This window comes from uncultured Thiodictyon sp., assembly GCF_903828115.1.
GTDB lineage: Bacteria > Pseudomonadota > Gammaproteobacteria > Chromatiales > Chromatiaceae > Thiodictyon.
Genome location: NZ_CAIKKU010000431.1, coordinates 1 through 4,597, shown reverse-complemented (window position 1 = coordinate 4,597; position 4,597 = coordinate 1). Strand labels below are relative to the sequence as shown.

The following is a 4,597-nucleotide window of genomic DNA, read 5'->3' as shown; positions in this document are numbered from 1 at the left end:
CTGCCATTGATGCGGGCTCAACGGGTGGTGTTCGGCATAACCGGACAGGCACGCCGCCATGACCGCTTGCAGGGAGGCATTAGCCATGGTCAACCCCCAACTGCGCAATCAGGTCCAGCGCGCCTTCACCCTCGCTGGCACTGGGCAGCCAATGCACATAGCGCAGGGTGGTCTGGATGCTGCGGTGGCCCATCAGGCGTTGCAGGCGCTCCACCGACAAACCGCCCGCCAATTGATGGGTGGCATACGCGTGCCGGTTATGCCGATCTCGGCATAACCGGCATAATTCCGTTCTCCCGATTATGCCGAGTCCCTTGGCGGACGCGCGCCAACCCCGGGGGTCCGCGGGCGAAGCGGTAAAGTCGACTCGGCATAATCACAAGCTCTTGAGGAAGGTCAACAGCTCATCGTCGGGCCGATAGCGGGGCAGTCGCACATTTGAAGGCGTGGTTCTGGCGAGCGCCTCCTCTTTCAGCGCAAGATCTGCGTGGAGGTAGATGTAGGTCGTCTGTACGGACTCGTGGCCGAGCCAAAGGGCGATAACGGTATGGTCGACACCATGCTGCAACAACGTCATTGCTGCGGTATGGCGCAGGGTATGGGGAGTGACCCGCTTCTTCTGCAGCGAGGGACATCGGTTGCGTGCCGTCGCCAGATGTTTGGCGAGAAGATACTCAAGCCCATCGTGACTGAGCGCACCGCCACGGGCATTTGGAAACAGAGGCGCGGTCGGCTCGCCGTGACGTTCCTGCAACCAAGTCCGCAGCGCCGCGACGGCATCCTTGCGCAGGGGCGTACAACGCTCCTTGCGCCCTTTGCCGCGACAGTGCACATGCGCTCCGTAATCCAACATCACATCCTCGCAGCGCAGGCCGATAATCTCTGCGGCACGCAGGCCGGTCTGGATGGCGAGCAGCAGCAGGGTGCGGTCGCGTCGCCCGCCCCAGGTGCCCGTGTCCGGCGCTGCCACCAGTGCCTCGGACTCTTCGGCGGTCAGATAGGCGAGCGGACTGCGGGTGAAACGCTTACTCGGCATAGCCAACACCCGCTGCGCCAAGCCGAGGTATTGGGGTTCGTGCAATGCGACGTACCGAAAAAAGGAGTGGATCGCGGCCAGTCGCACATTACGTGAGCGGGCCGCATTGCCGCGCGCGTACTCCAAGTCATCTAAGAAGGCCCCTAAGAATGGCGTATCCAGATCCGCCATCGACAACTCACAGGGGGCCTTGGTAAGCCGCTGCCGAGCGAATTGCACCAGCAGGCGGAATGTGTCGCGATAGCTCGCGACCGTATTGGGACTGGCCTGACGTTGACGGAGGAGGCGATCGGTGAAAAACCGCTCAAGTAACGCCGGGAATGTCGCCGCGCCGGTCATGGCAAGCGCCCTCCCTGATCCTGTTCCACGCGCAGCGCCGCCAAGCTTAACAGCTCGGGAACGGCCGTCAGGTACCAATACGTATCCGCGATCCGCACATGGCCAAGATAGGTGGCGAGTTCGGGCAGGCGACGCTCGACATCCTGGCCGCTGCGGTACCACTGGATGAGCGTGTTTACCGCAAACCGATGGCGGAAGTCGTGGAGCCTGGGGCCGCGGCGGTCGTCTGCGCCGCGCAGACCGATCTGGTGGGACAACTTCACGAAGGTCCAACGCACCGTCCCTGTGGTCAGACGCGTGCCGCGTTCGGCGACGAAGAAACTCGGGGCCGGCGGATGCGGACATAAGTGATCGCGCCGCTTGCTATAGTCATGGAGCGCCTGTTGGGTCGCGGGGTGAATCGGCAAATGACGCGACTTGCCGAACTTGGTATCGCGCACCGTCAACACCCCCGCGGCGAGGTCGACGTCATCGCGGTCGAGTTGTAGCGCCTCGCTGATCCGCATACCGGTGACGACGTACAATGCGAACAGGGTGGCATCGGTGTGCGCCCGCAGCCCCGTCGCCGAGGGCAACTGTCCGGCGGCTTCGAGCAAGCGCATGATGTCCTGATCATTATAGAGGTACGGCAGGACCCGTTTGACCCGCGCTGGCAAGAGGTCGAGCGGCGGCACTTCGGTGCGGGAGTCCCGGGCCAGTAGGTACTGCGCAAAGCGCCGGACCATGCCCAAACGCTTGGCCCAGTGCGCCGGCTGTGCCCCGGCGCACTGGGTGGCCCAGCGCAGTGCAAGGTCGGTGGAGACCGTTTCTGCACCTTCGTGTTCGGCAAAATCGACGAACCGATGCAAGTGGGCGCCCGTCGCCGCCAACTTGAACCCCAGGGCGCGACGGACGGCAAGATATTCGTTCAGGGCCATGCGCAACTCGCTCATGGCGTCGCTCCCGGCCATGGCGGCGCGAGCGCGCGCAAGGCATTGAAGTCGACCTTGGCGTAGATCTGCGTTGTCTCCGGGTGGCGATGGCGCAGGATTTCGCCGATTTCCCCCAGCGATGCCCCATTGCCGAGCATGCGCGTGGCAAGCGAGTGGCGTAGCAGATGGGCGCCTTTAAGCGCCGGATTCAAGCCCGCGCGGGCCAGCGCGCGGCGCACCACCGTAGCGATGGCAGCCGCACCTGCGAATCCGCAATTGGGGGCTCGGTACCGAATAAAAATCTGCCGGCTCGTGCATGGCGGTCGGGCGCTGCGCAAATACTCCGCGATTGCCTTGCCAACATCCTGCGGCAACGGCAAGTGTTCCTGCCGGTCGCCTTTGCCGCGAACCAGGAGCGTACCGTTATCCCAATCGATATCATCCAAAGTCAGTGCCACGACCTCTCCGGCACGCAAGCCGAGACGGGCGAGTAGCATTAGGATCGCGTAGTCGCGTTGACCACGGGAGGTCTGGGAATCGCAAGCGGCAAGCAACGCCTCGACCTGCGCGGGCGCGAGTGATCGCGGCACTCCGGCCAAATGCCAATCAGCGACGGTCGGTATGGCGTCCGCCAGATCGCTCGCAATGTGCCCATGCTGGCACAGAAAGCGGAAAAAGCTGCGCAACACGGTGACCACCAATTTGGCCCGTCCCCGACTCAGCCCGGGAGTATACCGCAGCAGGAAGCGATCGATGTCAGGCGACCTGAGGGCATTCAAGCGCAATGCACCTTCACCACACTGCTCTTCCAGAAAGCGATGAACCGTGGGGAGGTAGTTGCTCACCGTCGTTGGCTTCAGTCCGCGCTCGCACGCCAGGAACCGAGCGTATTCTTGCTCGAGGCGATGCAAGGGCGAATCGTCGCTGTTGGTCCCAGGCGACGCAACCCATCCGAGTTGGCGCAGGTAGCCCAGAAGCTTCCGGCAGGCATGGCGCCCCCCACGGCCATTGGGGTGGCGGTCGTGGTCGACCAAGAATCGCTCGATCGCTGCCTCGTCAAGGGTCGATAACGCGAGTTCGCGATACTGCAACCAACGGCTCAGTTCGGCGACCCGTCGCAGCTTCTCTTTCGCCAGCAGTGTGGAGTAGCCTTGCGACGCCAGCAGCGTCGCGAAGCCGTCGAGATGGGTTGCCAGTGGGCCGTAACACAGGCGCTGCCGCACGCGCGGACTGGGGAAGTAGCACTCGATCATCAGCTGTCTCCTAGTGGCCGTGGCGCACTCGCCACAAGGAGAGGATAGACGGATTATGCCGAGCGCGCCGCCACTCGCTCCCGTTAAGTTGTTGAACTTAAAACAGTCGTTGGGGTTGGAAGCGACGACCTGGCATAATCAGGAACGCGGAATTATGGCGCAGCCCATGAATCCCGCCCAGCGTGGTCACGCCGGCCCGGCGCTTGGCGTCAGTAAAGGCCTTCTGCAAGCCGGTCGGTGACAGCGGCGTCCCGGCGCGTCCGGCGAACAGCCAGTCGTCCGGGCGATACCGGCGCCAATAGGTGCGCAACGCCTCCAACAGGGTCGGTGAGAGCGGCACCAGGCGGTCCTTGGCGCCCTTGCCTTGCTCGACGCGCAGGAGTTTGCGCTCGCCGTCGATGTCCTTGACGCGCAGCGCCAGTACCTCGCTCAACCGCAACCCGCAGCCATAGCAGATGGTGAGCATGGTGCGGTAGCGGATATCCTCGCACGCATTAAGAATGCTCGCGACTTGCGCTCGGGTCAGCAATCCGGGGATGCGCTGGGGCCGCTTGGGAAGCGCGACCTCCAGGTCGATCGCCGGCCAGGCGAGCACTTGCAGGTAGAGAAAACGGATGCCGTTGTAGAATAAGCGCACGCTGGCCGGGGCCAGTTGTCGCTCTAAGACCAAGTGCTCAAAATAGCGCTTGAGATCGGCGTGCTCCAGGGTGTCCGGGGAGCGCCGGGTGAATTTGGCGAGGTCCCGCACCGCGTCGAGATAGCTTTCGTGGGTGCGGGGGGAGAAGCCGCGCATCTGCATCGCGGCGATCATGCGCTGGCGCAGGGGTGTCATCATCCGGTCCTCGGTCAACGACCCGGAGTGGGCCGTTACGAGTGTGGACGATGGGGGACGGGGCGGGGCCGGGGGTAACCGTGGGACGGCTGGGCTTATCCGCGCTTCATTCGCTATTCAATGGCGCTAGGGGATGGCCGCGACAGGCCCCGCGGAGCGGATTAGTTCAACTAAGAAGCTAAGCTGAATCGGTGGAGCGAGAGCGACACCGATTTCAGCTTGAGCG

Annotated in this window: 5 protein-coding genes; all 5 read right to left on the bottom strand. The window is 63.5% G+C overall.

The features are described 5' to 3' along the window. Positions 1 to 79: 79 nt before the first annotated feature. Positions 80 to 301 carry a tyrosine-type recombinase/integrase gene (locus QZY48_RS15895; protein ID WP_366929708.1) on the bottom strand — a complete coding sequence of 74 codons (222 nt, stop codon included), beginning with the start codon at positions 299 to 301 and terminating at the stop codon, positions 80 to 82. A gap of 75 nt (positions 302 to 376) precedes the next feature. Further along, a complete protein-coding gene (locus tag QZY48_RS15890; RefSeq protein ID WP_295432578.1) occupies positions 377 to 1,375 on the bottom strand; it encodes a site-specific integrase in 999 nt (332 codons plus the stop codon). Beyond that, the gene (locus QZY48_RS15885) at positions 1,372 to 2,307 is read right to left on the bottom strand and encodes a tyrosine-type recombinase/integrase (RefSeq protein ID WP_295432576.1); all 936 of its coding nucleotides are present in this window, start codon (positions 2,305 to 2,307) and stop codon (positions 1,372 to 1,374) included. Before QZY48_RS15885 ends, QZY48_RS15890 begins: the two co-directional genes overlap by 4 nt. Further along, on the bottom strand, positions 2,304 to 3,539 hold the full coding sequence (locus QZY48_RS15880; RefSeq protein WP_295432573.1) for a site-specific integrase: 1,236 nt from the start codon (positions 3,537 to 3,539) through the stop codon (positions 2,304 to 2,306). Before QZY48_RS15880 ends, QZY48_RS15885 begins: the two co-directional genes overlap by 4 nt. Positions 3,540 to 3,636: 97 nt before the next feature. Next, positions 3,637 to 4,374 carry a site-specific integrase gene (locus QZY48_RS15875; protein WP_295432570.1) on the bottom strand — a complete coding sequence of 246 codons (738 nt, stop codon included), beginning with the start codon at positions 4,372 to 4,374 and terminating at the stop codon, positions 3,637 to 3,639. Positions 4,375 to 4,597 lie beyond the last annotated feature (223 nt).

Coding starts and splice junctions, on each gene's coding strand:
- QZY48_RS15890 (WP_295432578.1), bottom strand. CDS start 1,375: ATGACCGGCGCGGCGACATTCCCGGCGTTACTTGAGCGGTTTTTCACC.
- QZY48_RS15880 (WP_295432573.1), bottom strand. CDS start 3,539: ATGATCGAGTGCTACTTCCCCAGTCCGCGCGTGCGGCAGCGCCTGTGT.
- QZY48_RS15885 (WP_295432576.1), bottom strand. CDS start 2,307: ATGAGCGAGTTGCGCATGGCCCTGAACGAATATCTTGCCGTCCGTCGC.
- QZY48_RS15875 (WP_295432570.1), bottom strand. CDS start 4,374: ATGATGACACCCCTGCGCCAGCGCATGATCGCCGCGATGCAGATGCGC.